This is a genomic window from Flavobacterium endoglycinae, assembly GCF_017352115.1.
Classification (GTDB): Bacteria; Bacteroidota; Bacteroidia; order Flavobacteriales; family Flavobacteriaceae; genus Flavobacterium; species Flavobacterium endoglycinae.
The window spans coordinates 711,003-735,049 of the sequence record NZ_CP071448.1 but is presented as its reverse complement, the minus strand read 5'-3'; the positions used below and the strand labels follow the sequence as shown (position 1 = coordinate 735,049).

The window sequence follows — 24,047 nt, the reverse complement described above, 5'->3', positions numbered from 1 at the left end:
TATGGATTGAATTTATAATTTATAATTTATCCTTCAAATAAATTCCAGTAACAGATTCTTTTATTTTTGCCACTTCTTCCGGAGTTCCTTCAGCCAATAAATGACCGCCATTTTCTCCGCCTTCAGGGCCTAAATCGATAATCCAGTCGGCACATTTAATTAAATCGAGATTATGTTCGATAACAATTATAGAATGACCTTTTTCGATTAAAGCATCAAATGAAGCTAAAAGTTTTTTAATATCGTGGAAATGCAGTCCTGTTGTAGGCTCATCAAAAACAAACAATGCTTTATCTTTTGTGGCACCTTTTACAAGGAAAGAAGCCAGTTTAATACGTTGCGCTTCACCACCAGAAAGCGTAGAAGAAGACTGCCCTAACTGCACATATCCCAAACCAACATCTTGTAATGGCTGTAATTTCTGAGTGATTTTAGATTGTTTGTTTTTCTCAAAAAATGCAATCGCATCATCAATAGTCATGGTTAGAATATCGTTGATGTTTTGATTATCAAAAGTAACCTCCAAAATCTCTTTTTTGAATCGTTTTCCGCCACAAGTTTCGCAAGGCAGAGAAACATCGGCCATAAAGACCATTTCAACATTTATCGTTCCTTCTCCTTTACAAGTTTCGCATCGGCCACCGTCAACATTAAAAGAGAAATGTTTTGCCTGATAACCTCTTATTTTCGATAGTTTTTCTTTAGCATATAAATCACGAATATCATCATACGCTTTTATATACGTTACAGGATTTGATCTGGAACTTCTTCCAATCGGATTTTGGTCTACATACTCAATATGTTTTATTTGAGAAAAAGATCCTGATAATTCGGTAAACTGACCCGCTTTTTCAGCCGCATTTTCAAGTTTCTTCTGCATAGCGGGAAATAAGATCTTTTTAATCAAAGTACTTTTTCCGCTTCCAGAAACACCTGTTACAACCGTTAAAACATCAAGAGGAAAAGTAACATTGATGTTCTTCAAGTTGTTTTCTCTCGCGCCGATAATATCAATATGATTTTTGAATTTTCGTCTTTTCTTTGGAACGCTGATTTCTAAATCACCGTTTAAGTATTTTGAAGTAAGCGAATCTGATTTTAAAATCTCAGGATAAGTTCCCTGTGCGACTAGTTTTCCTCCAAATGTTCCTGCTTCAGGACCAATATCAATAATCATATCGGCGGCTTTCATGATATCTTCATCATGTTCCACCACAATGACAGTGTTTCCTAAATCACGAAGCGAAAGCAATACTTTAATCAGTCTTTCAGAATCTTTTGGATGGAGACCAATACTTGGTTCGTCCAGAATATACATCGATCCTACTAAACTACTTCCTAAAGAAGTTGCCAGATTAATACGCTGTGATTCTCCTCCAGAAAGCGTAGAAGAATTTCGGTTTAAGGTAAGATAATCCAAACCAACTTCTGTTAAAAATGACAAACGATTGTTGATTTCAACCATCAAACGTTTAGCGATTTGCTGTTCGTATGGATTTAATTTTAAATTTTTGAAAAAAGTTACCAAATGTCTTATTGGAAGATCTACTAAATCAGAAACCGTTTTGCCTCCAATTTTTACGTAAGATGCTTCTTCACGCAGACGTTTACCGCGACAGGCATGACATTTGGTTTTTCCGCGATAGCGCGAAAGCATTACTCTATTCTGGATTTTATAATTTTTCTCTTCAAGTTCTCTAAAGAAATCATTTAAGCCTTGAAAATACTTATTTCCAGTCCAGATTATATCTTTTTGATCTTCTGTAAGTTCAAAATAAGGTTTGTGAATTGGGAAATCGAATTTATAAGCATGTTTAACCAATTCGTCTTTGTACCAGCTCATGCTGTCACCGCGCCATGGATAAATAGCACTTTCAAAAACAGATAAAGAAGTATTTGGAACCACTAAATCAGCATCAATTCCGATAATATTTCCGTATCCTTCACAAACCGGACAAGCTCCGTAAGGATTATTAAAACTGAACAAATGAACATTTGGTTCCAGGAACATGATGCCATCCAATTCGAAATTATTAGAATAAGAAAATCTTTTATCTGAACCTACTTCTTGCAAATAACAAATTCCTTTTCCTTCAAAAAAAGCCGTTTGCACAGCATCGGCAAGACGATTATAGAATTCTTCTTCCTCTTTAACCACGATACGGTCAATGATGAGTAAAATATCTTTATTGTCCAGATTGTGCATGTTATCCGATGAAAATTCATCCAGACGCACCATTTCTTTATCCACCAGAATACGGGCAAAACCTTGTTGCAAAAGTATTTTTAATTTGTCTTCTAGCTGTCGTCCTTCTTCAAGATGAATAGGGGCTAGGAGAAGCCATTTGCTGTCAATTTCCAATGTTTTTACATCGGCAATAACATCAGTAACGGTATTTTTTTTGACTTCCTGACCAGAAATTGGTGAATACGTACGGCCAATTCTGGCGTACAAAAGTTTCATATAATCGTAAATTTCTGTAGAAGTTCCTACAGTTGAACGTGCATTGGTTGTATTTACCTTTTGCTCAATAGCAATAGCCGGCGCAATACCTTTGATATATTCAACCTTTGGCTTGTCTAAACGTCCTAAAAACTGACGGGCATACGACGATAAACTTTCTACATAACGACGTTGTCCTTCAGCGTAAAGCGTATCAAACGCTAAACTTGATTTTCCTGATCCTGAAAGCCCTGTAATAACAACCAATTTATTACGGGGAATAGCTACATCTACATTTTTTAAATTATGTACCTGCGCTCCTTTTATTATAATATTTTGTTTTGGGTCTAATTTAGAAAGATCACTCTGCATAAAAAAAGTCAATTTTCACAAAAGTAATCAATTTTGAACAGAGTTCTGTTATGGATATTGTTCCAAATCTTAACATTATGGGTTTAGCCCGATCCAATTTGCAAATACACTTTTTTACTAAAAATGTTATTGTTTCAATATAAAATGCGTTATTTTAGGACTGTTTTATTACTATTTAATACCACTTCCAAATTTGAAAACGAAACTTTCTGCCTTATTGTTTTTAATGAATTTCATGCTTTTTGCGCAGGAATTCCCGCCTATTATTAAATATTCTTCGTCTGTTTATGGTGCAGGAAACCAAAACTGGATGATTTCGCAGGATGATAAGAATTATTTGTATTTCGCCAATAATGACGGTCTTCTGGAATACAACGGAACCAGCTGGCAATTATATCCAGGACCTAATGAAACTATTATTCGTTCCGTGAAAGTGATTGGAAATAAGGTGTATACAGGAAGTTATATGAATTTTGGGTATTGGACTCGAAATGCAAACGGAAAACTAAAATATACTTCGCTGAGCGACAGTATAAAAAACAAAATTCTAGACGATGAACAGTTTTGGAATATCTTGAAATACGATCAATGGATTTTATTTCAGTCGCTTAACCGAATTTATATTTACGATACCAAAACGAAAAAGTTTAAGATAGTCGCACCAGGAAATGGAGTTGTAAAATCTTTTTCGCAGAAAAATGCGATTTATTTTCAAACCATAAAAGAAGGACTTTTTGAAATCGAAAGCGGAGAGGCTAAATTGGTTTCAGATCATCCTATTCTTAAAAAGTTTACCATCGCAAATGTGTTTACAACCGATGAAGGATTAATTCTTCAAACTCAGTTAGACGGTATTTATAAACTTGTTGGGAATTCGCTTACGAGAATTGTAACCGATATTGATTCGGAACTAAAATCAGATTTTGTGTACAGCAGCCAGCGTTTAAAAGATGGAAGTTTTGCTTTGGGAACTGTTTCAAACGGAGTTTTTATTTTAACCGATAAAGGAAAACTGCGATATCATCTTTCGCAGCGAAAAGGATTAAGCAACAATACCGCTCTGTCACTTTTTGAAGACCGAGATCAAAATTTATGGATTGGTTTAGATAACGGAATAAACTGCATTAATGTTCAATCTCCTGTGCATAGTTTTACTGATGATACAGGAGCTTTAGGAACCGTTTATGCATCGGCTGTTTATAACGGAATGCTGTATATAGGAACCAATCAAGGATTGTTTTGTAAACCGACAGAAAGCAATTCTGATTTCAAATTTATTAGCGGAACAAAAGGTCAAGTCTGGTCACTTTTTAAATATGATAATACGCTTTTCTGCGGACATGATTCTGGAACTTTCATCGTTTCAAATGATACCGCAAGACCTATATTTTCTGCTTCCGGAAGCTGGAAATTCGAATCGGTTCCCAATCATCCTAATTTGCTTCTTCAAGGGAATTATTTTGGACTTTCTGTTTTGGAAAAAATCAATAATCAGTGGGTTTTCAAAAATAAAATTCACGGGTTTGATTATTCGTCACGCTATTTTGAAATCACTAAAAATCTCGAAATTTATGTCAGCCATGAATATAAAGGGATTTTTAGACTAAAACCAGATGCGTCATTTTCGAAAACCAATGGTTTTTATGCCTATAAAAATCCAGAGAAAGGACAGAGCGCCAGTTTAACTACTTTTAATAATCATATTTATTACGCTTATAAAGGCGGTATTTTCAAATTAAATCCTAAAACAAGATTGTTTGAAAAAGACAGCCTTTTGAGTTCTATTTTTGAGAAAGATGAATATACATCGGGAAAATTGATTGTAGACAATTCGAATAAAATCTGGTTGTTTTCTAAAAATTACATTCATTATTTCTCTGCCAGTAAACTCAGTAATCAGCTGAAACAAAATATAATTCCAATTCCGTCTTCTTTGACCAATTCGATGCTTGGATATGAAAACATTACCCAGATTTCGAAATCAACCTATTTAATAGGAACAACAGATGGTTATTATACCCTAAATATAGACGATCTGAGCTTTAAAAATTACAATGTTTTAATTACAGACATTACAACAAACAAGCAAAACGAAACGTTTAATAATGCGGCGATATATCATGAAGGCAGTTTCCATTCTAACGAAAATAACATTACGCTGAATTATACGGTTCCAGAATACAACAAATACATCAATTCTGAATATCAATATTTATTAGAAGGTTTTCAGAACGAATGGAGCGAGTGGAGTACCAAAGCAACAGCGAATTTTAAAAATCTTCCACCAGGGAAATATACTTTTAAAGTACGAGCAAAATACGCCAATACCATTCTGCCGAATATAGCAGTTTATAATTTCGAAGTTCTAAAACCTTGGTACAGAACAAATCTTGCTTTGTTTGTGTATTTTCTTTTAGCGGTTGCCATTGGTTATTTCATTAATAAAGCCTATCGAAACTATTATCAGAAACAAAAAGAAAAGCTAATTGAAGAAAACAATCTTTTATTAGAAATTCAGGAACTTGAAAACGAGCAGCGATTGATGAAACTTCGCAACGAACAGCTTTCTCAAGATGTGGATAACAAAAATCGCGAACTGGCAGTTTCGACAATGAGTTTGAATAGTAAAAATGAATTACTGGCATTTATTAAGGAAGATTTAAAGAAAACAGCTCAAAATGACAGCTCAAATATTAAATCTGTTATTAGTACCATCAATAAAAATATTACAGAAGAAGATTCTTGGAACGTTTTTAAAGAAGCTTTTGATAATGCCGATAAAGATTTCTTAAAACGTATTAAACAGATGCATCCCGCCCTTACACCAAACGATCTTCGTTTATGTGCTTATCTCCGATTAAATCTGTCTTCAAAAGAAATTGCTCCACTATTTAATATCTCTGTTCGCAGTGTTGAAATAAAACGATACCGATTGCGAAAAAAGATGGATTTGCAACACGAAAACGGTTTAGTAGAGTATATCCTATCTGTATAGGAATTCAAAAATAGGCTCAAAAAAACTATACATTACCACAACATTAAGCTTTTATTGGGAAATTTAACCTTAAACGTTAAAGAAATTAACATTCGTAATATATAGTTAAATGGCGGTGTTTTTTGTTATATCCTGATTTTGTACTGGTTTTTTTTATGATGTATGTTTTTTGTTGAGGTTAATTTTATCGTTTTCATAAACGGAACAAATAATTTTAGCTTTCAATAAAAACTAACTAATTATGAAATCTAGATTATTACTAACAGTACTGTTACTGTGCACAGGTTTTGTATTCTCGCAGAATCAAGATGTATCAGGAACAGTATTAGATGCCTCAGGATTATCATTACCAGGCGTAAATGTAAAAGTTAAAAATTCGTCCAAAAGTACAACCACGGACTTCGACGGATCTTTTAAACTAACGGATGTTCCAAAAGGAACTTCAATTGTTTTCAGTTATATAGGATACAGAACTCAGGAAGTTCTGGTTTCAGGACCCAAAATGACTGTAAAAATGAGTGACGATGCAAAATCATTAGATGAAGTCGTTGTAATTGGTTACGGTAGCCAAAAGAAAAGAGAAGTTACTGGAGCCGTGTCTGTATTAGACAGTAAGACTATCGATGTTTTGAAACCAGCAAGAATCGAACAGGCATTACAAGGAACTATTTCGGGTGTTAACGTAACAACGCAGTCTGGTGCTCCGGGTGCACCTCTTGATATTCGTATACGTGGTATAGCTACGAATGGTGAAAACAGACCGACTGTGATTATTGATGGATATGTTGGAGATTTAGGACTATTAAACCCAAGTGATATTGAAACGATTACTGTTTTAAAAGATGCCCAGGCTGCGATTTACGGAACTATTGGGGCAAACGGTATTATTTTGGTTACGACCAAAACAGGAAAAAAGAACTCTAAAACCAGAGTGTCTTTTAACAGCTATACAGGTTTTCAGCAGACTTCAAGAAAACTGCCTACTTTAAACGCTACAGAATATGCTTTACTATTAAATGAAAGCTACGCAAATGGTGGAAGACCAATTCCGTATCCAAATGTAAGCGGATTAGGAAAAGGTACAGATTGGCAGGATGAAGTTTTTCAAAATGCACCCATCATTAGCAACGACTTAAATATCTCTGGAGGTTCTGATAAACTTACCTATTCTGTGAGTGGTTCGCACTTAGATCAAGAAGGTATTGTAGGCGGAGATAAATCTGGGTTCTTAAGAAACACTGCCAGAATTGCCCTTGGAGCTGATTTAAGCGATAAAATCAAATTAAAGACTAACGTAATTTATACCTATTTTACCAGAAATACATTAAATGAAAATGGTTTAGGATCTGTACTTTTTAATGCATTAAACGTTCCAGCAACTTTAAAACCGTATAATGCTGACGGAACGTACACTTTAGTACCAAGTACAACAGGTTTAGGAACTGAAATCATTAACCCATTGGCACAAATTGCGAATACGTATAATGATTACAACTATAAAAAACTGAACGGAAACTTTGGTCTTGATTATAAAATCTTCAAAGGATTCACGTTATCAGGATCGATTGGTTTCAATACTTCGAACAGCGAATCAAAAACTTTCGGAAAACAAATCAGCTACGGCGGAAAAGTATTTGACGTACAAAGAAGTTCTGTTACTCAAGGAGCTGTAAACGACAATAACTACTCATTTGACCTTTTCGGAACATATTCAACAAAAATTGCAGACAGCCATAATTTAGTGGGAACTGTTGGTACAACTATCTTCAAAGAATGGGGTAACGGTTTGTATGCTACAGGTTTTGATGTTCCAAACAACTCATGGGATTATGCTGATATTTCTTTAACAAAAGGAATTTCTGAAACCCTAACAAACAGTTCTTACATCTACGATCAAAGAAGACTTTCTTATTTTGGAAGACTTCAGTACGATTATAAAGGAAGATATTTACTTTCTGCAATGTTAAGACGCGATTCTTCTACGAAATTCGGTCCCGGAAACAAAGTTGGATATTTCCCTTCTTTCACCGCAGGTTGGGTAGTATCTGATGAAAATTTCTTCGGACAGCCAAAATTCATCAACTTCTTAAAATTCAGAGCTAGTTACGGAACATTAGGAAACGACCAGATTCCAAATTACGGTTACCTTGGATTATTATCTGGAGAAGCAACATATGTTTTCGACGGATCTTTAGTAAATGGAACAGCAACTGGGCAAGTACCAAACCCAGATTTAAAATGGGAAGAAGCACAGAAATTTGACGTTGGTCTTGATTTAAAATTATTAAGTGATAAAGTTTCTGTTGTAGCCGATTACTTTATCGATACCAGAAAAGATTTATTAATTCCAAATATTCCAGTTTCAGGGATTAACGGTACAGGAGCACCGGGAGCAAGCGCACCAACATTAAATGCAGGAACAGTTAAAAACTCAGGTTTCGAGTTTGCGATCGATTATAAAGATAAATTCTCAGATGCATTTTCTTTCAGCGTAGGTTACAACGTTACTTTCCTTAAAAACAAAGTAACGGAAGTAAACAACGGAACAGGTTTTATTGAAGGAGGAGCTTTTGGAGTTGGACAGCCTGCACCATCAAGAATGGAAGTTGGAAAACCAATGGGATATTTTTACGGATATAAAACAGACGGAATCTTCCAGAATCAAGCAGAAATTGATGCGCATCCTTCTCAGTTAGCTTTAGGAGCAAATGCTGCGCCTGGAGATATTCGTTATGTAGATGTAAACGGCGACGGTGTAATTGATACAAAAGATAAAACAAACATTGGAGATCCAATTCCAGATGCTACAATGGGTTTCAATTTACAATTGAACTACAAAGCACTTGATTTTGTTGTATTTACATTCGCTTCAGTGGGGAATGATATGGTACGAAACTACGAAAGAACACTTTCTGATGCCAACCGTATCAACTATGTATTAGACAGATGGACAGGACCAGGAACAAGTAATTCTACACCAAGAGTTACAACTGGAGCAACTGCAAACAATGTTTTCTCTAATTATTTTGTTGAAGATGCTTCATACATCAGAATTCAAAATGTACAGCTTGGATACACGCTAAATCCAAATATTTCCCAAAAAGCTGGAATTACAAAATTAAGGCTTTATACGGGAGTAAATAACCTTTACACATTTACAAAATACAAGGGTTTTGATCCGGGTGCTTCCAACGGAGCTCCAATTGGAGGCGGAATCGACTACGGTTTCTATCCAATCCCAAGAACCTTTTTATTGGGCTTAAATGTTAATTTTTAATTTGAATTAAAATGAAAAAGTATTTTATAAAATCCATTATAGCACTAGCTCTGATTTCGGCGGTAACTACTTCCTGTTCAGATGAGTTTGTAGATCCAAAACCTGAATATTCAATAGATTCAGAGAATTATTTTAATTCTAAAGAAGAGTACGATAACGCTTTGATTGCCGCTTACGATTTGCTTCAGGCTTCTTATGTAAATGTTTTATTAGGCGAAATCGCTTCAGATAATACACTTTGCGGTGGAGAAAGCCCAACAGACGTAATTGGTTTCCAGCAGATTGATGATATGATTCATACTCCTGTAAACAGTAACTTAAGAGATATTTGGAACTGGATGTTTGCTGGAGTACAAAGAGCAAACTATATTTTAGAATTCAAAGACAAAACAGATTTTCCTGGAAAAACTCAGGTAATTGCTGAAGCTCGTTTTTTAAGAGCTTACTATCAATTTGAATTGGTAAAATGGTTTGGCGGAATTCCAATGAAAGGCGATGCGAGATTTAAAATTGGAGATGAGAAAACAATCGGACGCTCTTCTGTTGCAGAAGTATACGCTTCAATCGAAGCCGATTTGATTTTTGCATCAGAGAATTTATCTCCAAATGCGGCTCAAAAAGGGAGAATTACAAAAGGAGCTGCTCAAGCTTTACTAGGAAAAGCCTATTTGTATCAAAATAAATTTGCACAAGCAGCTACAGCACTTGATGCCGTAATTACTTCAGGAAAATACACATTAGTGTCTGATTATAATGCCATGTTTGAAATGGATGGAGAAAACGGATCAGAATCTGTTTTTGAAGTGCAATACACAGACGTAGAAGGAGCAGGATTTGGATGTTTACAATGTAGTGAAGGAAACGTAGCAGTTGGTTTCAACGGTATTCGTAACTATTCAGGACCATTATTTTCTTCAGGATACAGCTTTAATATTCCAACTCAGGAATCTGCTGATGCTTTTGAAAGCGGCGACAAACGTAAAGATGTTGCTATTTTAGATATTAATGCATGGGCACTGGCAAATGCTTCTTATGACAATGGAAACGGAATCACTTTCGGAAAAGGAAATGAAGATACAGGTTTCTTCAACAGAAAATACCTTCCTAGAAAAAGAAGTTCAGCAGCTCAAGGAGATTTAAATCTTACGAATCCAAACAATTACAGAGCAATTCGTTATGCCGACGTTCTTTTAATGGCTGCAGAAGCGTATAACAGAGGATCAATCAACGATGCAAAAGCGAGAACATATTTAAATGAAGTAAGAAGACGTGCTTTTGGTGATAACAACCACGATGTAACTGCTTCTGGAACTGCTTTAACAGAAACTATTTTAGCAGAAAGAAGAGTAGAACTTTTTGGTGAAGGACACCGTTTCTTTGACCTTGTAAGAACTGGAAAAGCTGCCGGAACTATACCGGGCTTTAAAGCGAATAAAAACGAATTATTCCCGATTCCTATTGAAGAAATTCAGTTTGCAAACGGAAACTGGGCACAAAATCCTGGATACTAAAAAACAGCAATTATGAAAAAGATATATTTTATTATAAACCTATTCGTTTTGGCCACAATTATGGGTTGTGCAAACGATGATCTGGATATTGATTTAGATGGTATAGCAGCTCCTGCCAATATTTCGGCCTTAACAACCGTAACGCAGGACAATACAGGAAAAGTGACTTTCTTACCAAAAGGGGAAGGAGCAACACAATACAAAATCAATTTTGGTGACGGAAGTCCTGTTTCTGATTATGTATCAATAGGAGGAACCGTTTCTCACGTTTATAAAGAAGGAGTTTACAAATCTAAAATTATTGCTTATGGACTAAACGGAAAAACAACTGAAGTTGAGAAAGAAGTAGTAGTTTCTTTTAGAGCTCCTGAAAATTTAGTAGTTGTAGTAACCAATGACTTATCAGTTTCTAAAAAAATAACTGTAACAGCAACAGCAGATTTTGCTTTGTTCTATGATGTTTATTTTGGAGAAACTGGACATCCAGATCCTATTTCAGCTAATAATGGCGAATCAGTTTCATACACGTACCAAGAAGCTGGAACATATACTATTAGAGTAGTTTCTAAAAGTGCTGCTATTAAAACGACTGAATATACTCAAGAAGTTACTGCTAAATTGGTAGTGGCGCCATCTACATCGGCACCAACTCCTCCAAACAGACAAGCTTCTGATGTGATTTCAATTTACGGAACAAAATATGCAAATGTGGCTGGAACAAACTACTTCCCAGATTGGGGACAGGCAGGACAAGGAAGCAGCTGGGCTGAATTTGACTTAAACGGCGATAAAATGCTGAATTATATTAAATTAAGTTATCAAGGAATTGCTTTGGCAGACAATGTAACAATTGATGTTTCTGGAATGGAATATTTCCACATGGATGTTTGGACACCAGATTTGCAAAAAATTGAAACATCGTTAATCAGTAAAACAAATGGTGAAAAACCAGTTGTAAAAGATTTAACAGCAAACCAATGGACGAGCATTGATATTCCTATTTCGGCATTTACAAGCCAAGGATTAACGGTGGCTGATATATTTCAATTGAAATTTGTTGGAACACCATGGGCTGGCGGAACTGTATTTATAGATAACATCTATTTTTATAAAACTCCAGCAGAATCAATTGCATTACCACTTGATTTTGAATCAGCAAACCTAAACTATACTTGGGGCGGATTTGGAAATGTGGATGCTTCGGTAGTAACAAACCCTAATAAAACGGGATTGAACGTTTCAAATAAAGTTGTAAAACTAGACAAAAAATCAGGAGCAGAAACTTGGGCTGGTGCAAGCTTGAATTTAGAAAATACTTTAGATTTTACTAAAGGAACTAAAGTAAAAGTATTGGTTTGGTCTCCAAAAGTTGGAGCTGATATTTTATACAAAATGGAACTTTCGACTTCTCCAAAAGATGGAAACGGAAATCCAAGTGTTAATTTTGAAGTACACGCAGCTACCACAGTTGCCAATGCATGGGAAGTATTAACATTTGATCTTACCAGTGCAGCTTCATTCAGTACAAGCATTAAATACGACAGAGTAATATTGTTCCCTGATTTTGGACAAAACGGAACGGGAGCGACTTACTACTTTGATGATATCAAACAATCCAACTAAAACAAGAAATCATGAGCAATAAATTAATTATAAAGATAGTATCCTTATTTACGATTCTCTTGATGACGGGTTGTCAGAAAGATGATTATACATTCGGATCAATAAATGCACCATCTAATCTTAAGGTAACAGCCGAGATTGTAGGTAAAACAGCCGATGATCCTTACGGAGACGGTTCTGGAACTGTAAAATTTACAGCGGCAGCAGATAACGCCATTTCATACAAATATGTGTACAGCGATGGAACTTCTGATAATGCACCAAATGGTAAAATCACTAAAAGATTCACTAAAACCGGAGTCAATACCTATACTGTAACTGTAGTTGCTACCGGAAAAGGCGGATCTGCAAGCAACACTACAATTGATGTTGAGGTAAAAAGTGATTTCAGCGACGATCAAGCAGTACAATTGTTAACTGGTGGAAGTTCTAAAAAATGGTATTGGGCAGCAGGTGAGCCGGGTCACTTAGGTGTTGGACAAAATGATGGCGATGCGACCAAAAACTTCTATGCTAATTACTATCAAGCAGGACCATTTGAAAAAGCAGGTTCTCCAACAAGCAGCTGTTTGTATGAAAATGTATTGACTTTCTCTTTAGATGGAGAACAATTGAAATTTCAATTAGACAATGGCGGATCAACATTCTTTAACGCAGCTTTTTCAAGCGTAGCAGGAGGAAGTGGACCAGATGATGCTTGTTTATCATATAACACAAGCGGAGTGAAAACAGTTTCATTAAGCCCTTCAGAATCAGTTGTAATGTCTAATCCAGATCATGCAACACAAACAAGAGGAACAACAATGAACTTCTCAGATGGTGGATTTATGGGCTACTATATCGGACAAAGTTCGTATGAAATCCTTTCTATCACAGCAAACCGTATGGTTGTTAGAGCCGTTATGGGAGGAAATCCAGCATTAGCTTGGTACCATATTTTTACAACGACACCTCCAAACCAAAATCCAACTACAGATTACACCAATTTAGTATGGTCAGAAGAATTTAATACTGACGGAGCACCAGATCCAGCAAAATGGGGTTATGATTTAGGAAGAGGTAATAATGGTTGGGGAAATAACGAACAACAAAACTATACCAATTCAGCATCGAACATTGTGGTACAAGGTGGAGTTCTTAAAATCACTGCTAAAAAAGAAGCTTCTGGCGGAGCAAATTATTCTTCAGCAAGAATTAAAACGGATGGAAAATACTCCTTTACCTATGGGAAAGTTGAGGTGCGTGCTAAACTTCCAGCAGGTGGAGGAACATGGCCGGCAATCTGGATGTTAGGACAAAATTATGCTACTAAAATCTGGCCGGAATGCGGAGAAATTGATATAATGGAACACGTAGGAAACAGTCAGAATTTGATTCACGGAACTTTGCATTACCCTGGACATTCTGCCGGAAATGCTAACACAGGCTCTAAAACAATTCCGAATGTTTCAACAGAATTCCATATTTACAAAACAATATGGAGTCCAGCATCTGTAGCTATTTACGTTGATGATACATTGATACATACGGTGCCAAACGATGCATCACTGCCTTTCAACAGCGACTTCTTCCTAATATTGAATTTTGCTATGGGAGGTACTTTTGGAGGTAATATTGATCCTGCTTTTTCACAGGCAACTTTTGAAGTTGATTATGTTAGAGTGTATCAATAGGTTAATTAATTAGTAATTTTAAGTAAGAAGGTCAGTTTTGCGACTGGCCTTCTTATGTTTTAAAACGCAATCAAATAACATGAAAAAAGTAATTTTGGTTTTATTAATCAGCAGTTTCGCTTTTGCACAACAAACAAAGAGAAAACTGGTATGGGAAGAAAATTTCAACAAAAAAACTTTAAACGAAAAAGTCTGGAATTTCGAACTTGGAGACGGCTGTCCAAATCTTTGTGGCTGGGGAAATAACGAAAGACAAATTTATACCAAAAACAACCACGAGTTTAAAGACGGCAATTTAGTAATCGAAGCTAGAAAAGAAGGCGAAAAATATACTTCAACTAAAATTACAACCAAAGGAAAAAAAGAATTTAAATACGGCAGAATAGAAGCAAGAGCAAAGCTTCCTATCGGACATGGTTTATGGCCTGCATTTTGGATGTTAGGGGCCAATATCGACGAAGTAAAATGGCCAAAAACAGGAGAAATTGATATTCTTGAGTACATAGGAAGAGATCCTCACATGGTTTACACTACCTTACATACTCAAGACAGTCACGGAAATACAATCAATACAAAACGAACTGAATTTCCTACTATTGAGGAAGGATATCACGTTTATGCCATAGAATGGGATAAAGATAAAATTGAGTTTTACGTAGATACTACTTTGGTGTATACTTTTAATCCTGAAAATAAAAATGAAGATACCTGGCCTTTCGATAAGCCGTTTTATATAATTGTAAATCTCGCAATAGGAGGTAATTTTGGCGGACCTGAAGTCGATGATTCGGTTTTACCGCAAAAATATTATGTAGATTACGTTCGCGTTTATCAATAATATAGTACAAAACAGCCAAAGCTGGACAGAACAGTTGTAATCTTCTTTAAGTCTTTTATTGTTAAATGTTTACAACTGTTTTAAAAGCTTTTTATTAGCCTGTTTTTCGCATTATTTTTTAACGATTTCGACTAAAAAACAACGCTCCAATAAAAAACTTAACGATTTATTGTTAATTATTATTGCTTTTGTTTGCTTTATAAAATAAATATTTGTTAAATTTGGTTCAGAATATTAACATACCCCAATAAAAGATACGCCTATTATATAAAACTACTTTTTAGAAATTACTCCAAATTATTTAAAACTAAAAAAGTAGTATTATGGCAGATCTGCACATTCCAGACGCTCTATTAGTGAAAAATTATGTCGAAGGCAACGAAACTGCTCTTGCGACATTGATTAAGCGACATGAATCTAAAATATATGGATTTATATATTCAAAAATTGCTGATAGAGATATTTCAAATGATATTTTTCAAGATACTTTCATTAAAGTAATCAAAACTTTAAAAAGCAACTCCTATAATGAAGAAGGTAAATTTCTTCCGTGGGTAATGCGTATTTCACACAACCTGATTGTGGATCATTTCCGTAAAACTAAAAAAATGCCCATGTACAGAGAAACCGAAGAATTTTCGATTTTCTCTATCATGTCTGATGATGCATTAAATGTAGAAGGGAAAATGATTTTAGATCAAGTTGAGGTCGATCTAAAAAGATTGATTGAAGAACTTCCTGAAGATCAAAAAGAAGTTTTAATTATGCGTATGTATCAGGATATGAGTTTTAAAGAAATATCAGAATTAACCGACGTAAGTATCAACACCGCATTAGGAAGAATGCGTTATGCGCTAATGAATTTGAGAAAAATTATCGACAAACATCAAATTATTTTGACCAACTAATACTAATTTGAAAATAAGTCCGTTATACTTGGTATAAACATTTTCATAGTATGGCGAAAATTTACTCAAAGAAAGCATTAGCTTCAAACGATTTAAAACCTAAAAAAGAAGTTGTTTCTTTTTTGCTTAGTTATTCACAGGCTCTAAAAGTGGTGAAAACACAAGACAATAAAAGTTTTGAAATCATAGCTAATTAAACAGCCCGCCGCTATGGTCGGATGTTTATTCTGATAAAACCAAATGGTCGTTTTGGTTTAAAAGCTCACTATTTGTATGCAAATACAGATAGTGAGTTTTTTTATGTACACCTCTTCGTAATAAGAATTAACTCTAGATGTAAGTTTTTTGGTTGTATTTTAATATTTATTGTTAAAGTTTTAAATTTTTTAATGTATTTATTACTTTATTCGATAATTAATTTTATTTTAGTTAAAAAGTAAATTTTATCTCATGCAAAACGAGGATAAGCTATTTTTAATATAATTGATAACCAAAACCAAAATAAAAATTTTAACTAAAAACCAGTATTTATATGACAAAAAACTACTCACCTGCATTTCTGTTTTGTTGTTTGTAGATCCTAATTTTTTATTATGATCTGATTTTACATCTGAAAAATCTTTCCCAAAAACCTAATCTATTTTAAATAACAAAACCTAACAAGAAATGAAAAATAACCTTAAAATGTTATCAATTTCATTATTGGTAACCATTGGAGTATTTGCTCAAAAAGAGCAAATTAAAGAAGCGCAAGCTTTATATGATAAAGGAAAAAACGAAGAGGCATTGGCAGTTTTGAAAAAAATAGAATATCTCATCGTAAATGCTTCTGATACTGATAAATCGGATTTCTTTTTTATAAAAGGAAATGTTTGTAAAGATTTAGCAGCCAAAAACATTGATGCTGTTACTAATTTCGCTTTGGCATCAAGTGCTTATCAGGATATCCTTTTGTATGAAAATGATTCCCGAAATTACAAGTATGCGTTTAAAGCCAATCAAGCGTTAAAAGCAATGAAATCAACATTAGTAGATGGAGCTTTTAATGACTACAATGCTGGAAAGTTCAAAGAAAGCGCGGCTAAAAGTTATGAAGTGTACCAAATCGATAAAAAAGACACTTTAAACTTAATGAACGCTGCTGGAGCGGCTCTTTCAGGTAAAGATTATGTCTCGGCAATAAAGTATTTTGATGAACTTAGACGAATTAATTATACCGGAAAAGGAGTCGTTTATTATGCAACAAACAAAAAAACAAAAGTAGAAGAAGCTTTTATTTCGTATAGTGCACGAGAATCAAACATTCAGGCAGGATTTTATGAAAAGCCGAGAAACGTTTATCCTCCTTCTAAAAAAGAAGAAGTATTAACCTCACTTGCCTTCTGTTATCTTGAGCGAAATGATTATGTAAATGCGGCAAAATATTATGAAACAGATTTGCAGTTAAATGCAAATTGCATGGATTGTTATATTAACCTCACGTATGTAAAAATGCAGCAGAAAAAGGAGTTAGTCAATCAAATGGATCTTTTGGGAAATACTCCTAAAGATTTAAAAGAATATGATAAACTGAATGCGCAAAAAGATGAAATTGTAAAAAGCGCTATTCCGTATCTTCAAAAAGCGCTAACAATAGAACCTAAAAATGAAGATGTTATAAAATCTCTTTTAGGTGTTTATCGTTCGTTAGATATGATGAACGAGTATAATGCATTAAAAAACAGTAAATAAAAATAAAAAAGAAGCTGCTAAACTTTCTTTTTAGCAGCTTCTTCTAATATTGATTTTTTACCAATAGTTCTGGTAATAATATCTCTTTCTAAATTCCATCCTCTTGCGGGAGAATATTCACGTCCATACCAGATTATCTGTAAATGGAGGTCATTCCATAACTCTCTTGGGAATAATCGTTTAGCATCTTTTTCTGTTTGAACGACACTTTTTCCATTAGAAAGATTCCATCTGTGCATTAATCTATTAATGTGCGTATCAACTGGAAATGCGGGCACTCCAAAAGCCTGAGACATTACAACACTGGCCGTTTTGTGTCCAACAGCTGGTAATGCTTCAAGTGCTTCAAAACTCTGAGGAACTTCGCCATTATGTTTTTCAATTAAAATTTCGGACAAACCATGAATCCCTTTTGATTTCATAGGAGACAGACCACACGGACGAATAATTTCCTTAATTTCTTCAATCGTCATTTTTACCATATCATACGGATTATCTGCTTTAGCAAATAACAAAGGTGTAATTTGATTTACACGCACATCTGTACATTGCGCAGAAAGCAGTACAGCAATTAATAATGTATAAGGATCTTTATGGTCAAGCGGAACAGGTATAGTAGGGTAGAGTTCTTTTAAAGTGTCAATAACAAATTGTACACGTGCTTCTTTGTTCATTTTTGTAATTTAAATATTGGTAAAAATAAGGAATTATAGTTTATAAGTTATAAGTTATCTTTGTGAGTGAATCTAAAATCAACAATCTAAAAATAGAAATTATGACAACATTAAAAGCTGGAGACAAAGCACCTAGTTTTTCAGGAACAGATCAAGATGGGAAAACTCACAAATTATCTGATTATGCAGGAAAGAAATTGGTAGTTTTCTTTTATCCAAAAGCAAGTACGCCAGGCTGTACAGCTGAAGCTTGCGATTTAAGAGATAATTTTCACCGTTTTCAAGCCAATAATTACGAACTTCTTGGAGTAAGTGCCGACAGCCCAAAAGCACAGGTAAAATTCAAAGAAAAATATGAATTGCCATTTCCCTTATTAGCTGACGAAGATAAATCGGTAATTAATGCTTTTGGAGTTTGGGGACCAAAGAAATTTATGGGAAAAGAATATGACGGAATTCACAGAACTACTTTCGTAATAGATGAAAAAGGAATCATTGAAGAAGTAATTGAAAACGTAAAAACCAAAGAGCACGCTTCGCAGATTTTGAAGTAGAGTTTTTTGTTTCAAGTTTCAGGTTTCACGTTTCAAGTTATTGTTGTAGCGGATATTTTTTTACCGCAAAGCACGCTAAGTTTTTTTACTTAAGTTTCTGCTAAATACGCAAAGTTCGCAAAGCTAAATCTACACAACGCTTTGCGAACTTTGCGTTTATATTAAGTTTGGCTCAAAAGAAAAACTTAGCGTGCTTTGCGATAAATTAAACATCAAGTAAACAACTTGAAACCTGAAACAAGAAAAACCTAAAACAAAAAAAGTCCCTTTTTCTGGGACTTTTTTTATTACGTATTTTGTTCTAATTCTTTCTGTGGATGATATCCAAAAAGATGATGTTCTTTGATGATTTCCGAAATACCCGGCGGAAGCATTGGTTCCCAGCCTTTTTTTCCTTGGTTGATCATTTTTAAAACTTCACGAGAGAAAACAGATAAATTATCAGGATCATAATCTTCAATATCCACAACTTTTCCGTTAAACTTGAAGAACTTGTACAATTCTTTCATTCTCGGATGCACTTTTAAGTTGTTTGAATTCATTAATACACCATCTTCATCTAACATTGGATACAAGAATACCTTCATATCACGGTAGAATAATTTTCCAAAAGCTTCCAGAATTCCTCCACTTAAATGACGGTAATATTTCTCATCAAAAATATCAACAAGATTATTGACACCCATTGCTAATCCCATACGAGATTTAGTATAATTAGCGAAGTATTCAACCACTTTGTAGTATTCTTGGAAATTCGAAATCATAACCGTTTGTCCAAGCGAACAAAGTAATTCAGCTCTGTCCATAAAGTCACGTTCGTCGATTTCTCCATCAGAACGTAAATTCGAAAGTGTGATTTCAAAAACAACAAGTGTATTATTTTTTTCAACCTTATTTTCTTTGAGAAACATTTCTAATGATTTCTCATACATATCCATGTTCACTTTTGTAACAGGACGGAAACTTCCTCGTAAAGCTAAAAGGTTCTTTTTGTAAAGAATAGCAGCCGGAAGAATGTTTTTTCCTTCAGGATTGAACATTACGGCATCAGTCATTCCGTTTTTAACCAACTGTAAACTCATCAAACGATTGTCAACATCGGCAAAACGAGGTCCAGAAAAGTTAATGGTATCGATCTCTAATTGATCTTTGTCTAAGTGATCGTATAAATAACGCAGTAAACGTTTAGGATCGTTGTATTTGTAAAAAGCACCGTAAATTAAGTTAACCCCTAAAATTCCTAGTGTTTCTTGTTGTAATCTTGCGTCGGTTTCTCTAAAACGAATGTGAAGAATAATTTCGTTGTAAGCCTCGTCCGGTTCTATTTGGTATCGAATTCCTACCCAGCCATGGCCTTTAAATTGTTTGGCAAAATCTATTGTGGCTACCGTATTGGCATAACTAAAAAAAAGTTTTGTAGGGTGTTTTTCTCGGCTTAAACGCTCTTCGATGATTTGTCCTTCATGAGTAAGCATTTTTTTAAGACGCTCTTCGGTTACATATCTTCCGTCGGTTTCGGTACCATAAATGGCGTCGCTAAAATCTTTATCATAGGCAGACATTGCTTTTGCAATTGTTCCCGATGAACCTCCGGATCTGAAAAAATGTCTAACTGTCTCTTGTCCAGCGCCAATTTCAGCAAATGTTCCGTAAATATTCTCGTTTAAATTAATGCGTAATGCTTTGTCTTTTATAGAAGGAATCTGTTCGATGACCCTGTCACCTTTGAGTTTTATTTCTGTACCCATTTTATTTTAAATAGATTTGTTACAAAGTTAGCAAATTAGGCTTCTAATGAAAGAGAAATAATCCTATTTTTGTAAAAAAATTAAGTTCAATTGAAGGTCTATTTTTTAGGTACTGGTACTTCCCAAGGCATTCCGATTATCGGAATCGATCATCCCGTTTGTAAAAGCACTGATGCTAAGGATAAAAGACTCCGCGTATCCATTTGGATTTCGTGGGACGAGCATTCCTATGTAATAGATTGCGGCCCTGATTTCAGACAGCAGATGCTTTCCTGCGGCTGCCGTAAACTCGATGCGATTTTGTTTACACATGAACATTCCGATCACACTGCTGGATTGGATGATATACGTCCGTTTAACTTCAGACAAGGCGAAATTCCAATTTACGGACACAAACGCGTGTTAGACAATTTAAGACGACGTTTTGATTATGTTTTCGAAACTGTAAACAAGTATCCAGGTGCGCCAAGTGTAAAAACAATCGAAGTTCTAAACGACCAACCATTTGAGGTTGGCGATAAAATGGCCATTCCAATAAACGCCATGCACGGAGATTTACAGGTTTTTGGATACAGAATTGATGATTTTGCTTATCTAACCGATGTAAAAACAATCGAAAAAACCGAAACTGATAAGCTAAAAGGCTTAAAAGTTTTAGTCGTAAATGCGCTGCGCGTTGAACCTCATGACACTCATTTTAACCTGCAGGAAGCACTTGATTTTATTAATCTGGTTAAACCTGAAAAGGCGTATTTAACACATATTAGTCATGTATTAGGCTTTCATGAAGAAGTACAGCAAAAACTTCCTGAAAACGTCTTTTTGGCTTACGATAATCTTGAAATTACAATTTAATTATACCACAAAATGAAAAAATCCTTAATGCTTTATCTTTTTATCCTTGCGATATTAATGAATGTTTTTACCTATATGTTTTACAGCCGTGAGGTAAAATTTGAGCAGGACAGATATGAAAAGACGACTAAAAAGTTAAGAGACAGCATTACTCTTGTGTCAACAAAACTAGCTGAAGCAGATTATTTTTCTTTAGAACACAATGAAAATGCACAAAATTATTTCGATAACAGTGCTTCTGGAGGAAAAGTAATTTTATTCGAAAAACTGATTCCAGTTGTAACAGAGAAATTATTAGATTTCAACTCTAATCCTAAAGGGAATCCTTATACTGGACAAGACCAGATTGGTCCCAATAAATTTATTATCAATAAAGTAAAAATCTTAAACCATAGATGGATTATTGCAGATTACAGCAATGGGGAATTATGGGGAGAAGTCTTGTTAAAATACTTTGTTGACGATAAAGAAAACATTACTTTTGAAGTAAATCAAACTTGGTTATATCAAAAATAGGATTTTAAATCCTATTTTTTTTGACCTCAAAATAAATAGGATATATGAAAAAGATGTTTTTGGTTATGGCAATTGCTGTAATCTCATGTGGTAAAAAAGTTTCCCAAGTAAATATAACTTCAAAAGAACCTCAAAAAGAAGCAATTGTAGGAGCTGATTCCGATTCTCATGGTTGTAAAGCCTCAGCTGGATATACATGGTCAATACTTAAAAAAGAATGTATCAGAGTTTTTGAAGGAACAAAATTGTCACACTACGATGATGGAAAAACGTATACCACTGCATCATACGTAATTTTTGACGGAAATAAAGCTGAGCTTTTCTTAGATACCCAAAAAGAATCTATCATTTTAGAAAGAAAATTCGAAGGTGATTCGTGGGTTAATGGCGATTGGCAATTAATTCCTTGGAAAGGTTATGTGCTTAAGAAAGGAAAAGATATTCTTTATACGGGAGAATAAATTTAAATTGCTTCGCCTGTTCGCTATCGCTCGGGTCCAATTTTTTGAAATTCAAAATTCCAAAGTTGGAACCTGAAAAACTTTGTCAAAATTTCAAACTTTGACAAAGCTGGACCTTCAATGAAAACTGTGACTGCGACTGAATACTGCGACTAAACAATTCCTTTAATAAAATCAGAAGTTACTACTTGAGCAAATTCTTCGTTCAAACTTGCTAAAGCGGTTTGGTGAATTAATTCAGCAGAGAAAACTTCACCGTTTATCCCTTTTTTATTGAAAGTTGCTGTCGCATCTGAAATCAGGTAAACTGAATAACCAAAATTTCCTGCCATTCGACTTGTTGTAGAAACACAATGATCGGTAGTTAAACCTACAATTACAAGATTCGTTATTTTGGCATTATCAATAAGTTCTTTTAAATTGGTTCCAATAAAAGAGCTGTTGACATTTTTTTTAATAATGATTTCTCCTTCAAGAGGTTTTACCACATCTTGAAATTCATTACCTGGATTTGATTCATTTAAAATCGAATTCGGATTTGAAGAACAATGTTTTATATGAAAAATAGGGAGTTTTTTAGTTCTCCAGATTTCTAAAAGTTCACCTGCTTTTTGCTCAGCATTTGTATTATTTCGATCTCCGCCCCAATAAGCGACGTCAAGAAATCCTTTTTGAATATCAATTAAAATTAATGCTGGATTATCTAGTTTTGAAATGCTCATTTTATAAAAGATTTAGTGAGAAACTGCGACTTAAAACTGTGACTGAATACTAGCCAATCAGCCAATTTTTAAAATCAAAGAAATTTTGTGGCGAAACTCCATGGCCAACAGGATATTCTTTGTAAACCACAGGAATGTTTAGCTTCTCTAAAATGGCCGGTGTTTTTCTTGCCCAATCAATTGGAATAACTTGATCGACAGTTCCGTGTGAAGCGAATATTTTTAGGTTTTTAAAATCGTTGTTCTCAAATCCTTCTTTAATGATTTCTTCATTGAAATAGCCACTCATTGCGACAACTCGCTGAATTTTTTCTGGATAAGAAAGTGCTGTTGCATAACTTAAAATCGATCCTTGGCTAAATCCTATTAAAGTTACATTATTGGCATCAATTGGATAATTTGCGACTAATTCATCAATGAAAGAAGCGATTCTGTCCCTAGAAGTTTTTGCTTGCTCATTATCCGAAAATTTATTTTGATCAGCATCAAAGTTGATGGCATACCAAGCATAAGCTCCGTATTGCAAATCGTAAGGTGCTCTTGCCGAAATGACATAATAGTTATCAGGAAGTTCTGAAGCAAAAGAGAATAAATCGGCTTCGTTGCTTCCGTATCCGTGTAATAAAAGTAATAACGGATTTTTATCTAAAATTACTTTTGGTTCTTGTATTTTATATTCTAAAGATAGATTCATTTTAGAGGAGGTTATGAGTTTTGAGTTATAAGTTATGAGTTTCCTTTTGTGGAACTTTGTCAAAGTTTTTAATTTCCAAGTTTTAGCTTCCAAGTTTGGAATTTGGAATTGGAATTTAAAAAATTACCCAATCTTTTTAAACCATTTTTGAAACAATTCTCCAACTAAAGGAATTGGTCTCATTTGACCTTGAATGGCATTAAAAATACCAAAAGTCCACAGAATTGAAATACAAATCCACATTGGGAACGTGATGAAAAAACTATCAAAATTACTGATGATGGCTCCAAAGGAGATAAAAGTTAAAGACAAACCTAAAGCTTGACGAATGTGAAAAGAAGCAAAACTATTTTTGTTTTCAGAATTCATACTCATAGCGATTAAAACGCCAATAATTAAAATGTAGCTGGTTATCGCGATTGATTTTCCTTCTTCGACTGAATTATTCATTT

At 34.4% G+C, this 24,047-nt stretch carries 19 protein-coding genes; 13 read left to right on the top strand and 6 right to left on the bottom strand.

Translation table 11 applies throughout. The features are described from left to right. Window positions 1-19: 19 nt before the first annotated feature. The gene (gene uvrA, locus J0383_RS03205) at window positions 20-2,815 is read right to left on the bottom strand and encodes an excinuclease ABC subunit UvrA (RefSeq protein ID WP_207297010.1); all 2,796 of its coding nucleotides are present in this window, start codon (window positions 2,813-2,815) and stop codon (window positions 20-22) included. 226 nt (window positions 2,816-3,041) lie between these two features. Between uvrA and J0383_RS03200 the strand changes: the two genes are divergently transcribed. The 9 genes from J0383_RS03200 (at window position 3,042) to J0383_RS03160 (ending at window position 17,371) form a co-directional block, all read left to right on the top strand. Beyond that, window positions 3,042-5,810: a triple tyrosine motif-containing protein gene (locus tag J0383_RS03200; RefSeq protein ID WP_239023343.1), complete on the top strand. Its 2,769-nt coding sequence runs from the start codon at window positions 3,042-3,044 to the stop codon at window positions 5,808-5,810. Window positions 5,811-6,051: 241 nt separating this feature from the next. Further along, the gene (locus J0383_RS03195; protein WP_207297009.1) at window positions 6,052-9,087 is read left to right on the top strand and encodes a SusC/RagA family TonB-linked outer membrane protein; all 3,036 of its coding nucleotides are present in this window, start codon (window positions 6,052-6,054) and stop codon (window positions 9,085-9,087) included. A gap of 11 nt (window positions 9,088-9,098) precedes the next feature. Beyond that, window positions 9,099-10,598, top strand: a complete 1,500-nt coding sequence (locus J0383_RS03190; protein WP_207297008.1) for a RagB/SusD family nutrient uptake outer membrane protein — start codon at window positions 9,099-9,101, stop codon at window positions 10,596-10,598. Window positions 10,599-10,610: 12 nt separating this feature from the next. After that, window positions 10,611-12,221 (top strand): hypothetical protein, encoded by a 1,611-nt coding sequence (locus J0383_RS03185; protein ID WP_207297007.1) that lies wholly within the window; start codon window positions 10,611-10,613, stop codon window positions 12,219-12,221. Window positions 12,222-12,232: 11 nt separating this feature from the next. Beyond that, window positions 12,233-13,894, top strand: coding sequence for a family 16 glycosylhydrolase (locus J0383_RS03180; protein ID WP_207297006.1), 1,662 nt, complete (start codon window positions 12,233-12,235; stop codon window positions 13,892-13,894). Window positions 13,895-13,973: 79 nt separating this feature from the next. After that, window positions 13,974-14,732, top strand: a complete 759-nt coding sequence (locus J0383_RS03175) for a glycoside hydrolase family 16 protein (RefSeq protein ID WP_207297005.1) — start codon at window positions 13,974-13,976, stop codon at window positions 14,730-14,732. A gap of 323 nt (window positions 14,733-15,055) precedes the next feature. Then, window positions 15,056-15,640 carry an RNA polymerase sigma factor gene (locus tag J0383_RS03170; RefSeq protein WP_207297004.1) on the top strand — a complete coding sequence of 195 codons (585 nt, stop codon included), beginning with the start codon at window positions 15,056-15,058 and terminating at the stop codon, window positions 15,638-15,640. Window positions 15,641-15,690: 50 nt separating this feature from the next. Continuing rightward, window positions 15,691-15,837: a hypothetical protein gene (locus J0383_RS03165; RefSeq protein ID WP_207297003.1), complete on the top strand. Its 147-nt coding sequence runs from the start codon at window positions 15,691-15,693 to the stop codon at window positions 15,835-15,837. Between the two features lie 469 nt (window positions 15,838-16,306). Next, entirely contained in the window at window positions 16,307-17,371 is a 1,065-nt protein-coding gene (locus J0383_RS03160) for a tetratricopeptide repeat protein (protein ID WP_207297002.1), read from the top strand. A 17-nt stretch (window positions 17,372-17,388) separates the two neighbouring features. On the opposite strand, the gene J0383_RS03155 is transcribed toward J0383_RS03160, so the two are convergent. Continuing rightward, entirely contained in the window at window positions 17,389-18,045 is a 657-nt protein-coding gene (locus J0383_RS03155; RefSeq protein WP_207297001.1) for an endonuclease III domain-containing protein, read from the bottom strand. A gap of 101 nt (window positions 18,046-18,146) precedes the next feature. Here J0383_RS03155 and bcp point away from each other — a divergent pair, with 101 nt between their 5' ends. Further along, complete coding sequence (bcp, locus tag J0383_RS03150) at window positions 18,147-18,599, top strand: thioredoxin-dependent thiol peroxidase (RefSeq protein WP_207297000.1); 453 nt, start codon at window positions 18,147-18,149, stop codon at window positions 18,597-18,599. Window positions 18,600-18,886: 287 nt separating this feature from the next. On the opposite strand, the gene J0383_RS03145 is transcribed toward bcp, so the two are convergent. After that, window positions 18,887-20,347: a TonB-dependent receptor gene (locus tag J0383_RS03145; RefSeq protein WP_207296999.1), complete on the bottom strand. Its 1,461-nt coding sequence runs from the start codon at window positions 20,345-20,347 to the stop codon at window positions 18,887-18,889. Window positions 20,348-20,437: 90 nt separating this feature from the next. Between J0383_RS03145 and J0383_RS03140 the strand changes: the two genes are divergently transcribed. From J0383_RS03140 to J0383_RS03130, 3 genes are read left to right on the top strand one after another with little or no spacing between them, the layout of a single operon-like run. Next, window positions 20,438-21,202 (top strand): MBL fold metallo-hydrolase, encoded by a 765-nt coding sequence (locus tag J0383_RS03140; protein ID WP_207296998.1) that lies wholly within the window; start codon window positions 20,438-20,440, stop codon window positions 21,200-21,202. A 12-nt stretch (window positions 21,203-21,214) separates the two neighbouring features. After that, window positions 21,215-21,718, top strand: coding sequence for a hypothetical protein (locus J0383_RS03135; RefSeq protein ID WP_207296997.1), 504 nt, complete (start codon window positions 21,215-21,217; stop codon window positions 21,716-21,718). 44 nt (window positions 21,719-21,762) lie between these two features. Continuing rightward, a complete protein-coding gene (locus J0383_RS03130) occupies window positions 21,763-22,179 on the top strand; it encodes a hypothetical protein (protein ID WP_239023229.1) in 417 nt (138 codons plus the stop codon). A gap of 152 nt (window positions 22,180-22,331) precedes the next feature. Here the strand turns inward: J0383_RS03130 and J0383_RS03125 are convergent, their stop codons facing one another. The 3 genes from J0383_RS03125 to J0383_RS03115 all read right to left on the bottom strand — a co-directional run bounded on the left by J0383_RS03125 (window position 22,332) and on the right by J0383_RS03115 (window position 24,045). Next, window positions 22,332-22,901 carry a cysteine hydrolase family protein gene (locus J0383_RS03125; protein WP_207296996.1) on the bottom strand — a complete coding sequence of 190 codons (570 nt, stop codon included), beginning with the start codon at window positions 22,899-22,901 and terminating at the stop codon, window positions 22,332-22,334. 49 nt (window positions 22,902-22,950) lie between these two features. Next, on the bottom strand, window positions 22,951-23,595 hold the full coding sequence (locus tag J0383_RS03120) for an alpha/beta hydrolase (RefSeq protein ID WP_207296995.1): 645 nt from the start codon (window positions 23,593-23,595) through the stop codon (window positions 22,951-22,953). Window positions 23,596-23,718: 123 nt separating this feature from the next. Continuing rightward, a complete protein-coding gene (locus tag J0383_RS03115) occupies window positions 23,719-24,045 on the bottom strand; it encodes a hypothetical protein (RefSeq protein ID WP_207296994.1) in 327 nt (108 codons plus the stop codon). Between the last annotated feature and the right edge of the window lie 2 nt (window positions 24,046-24,047).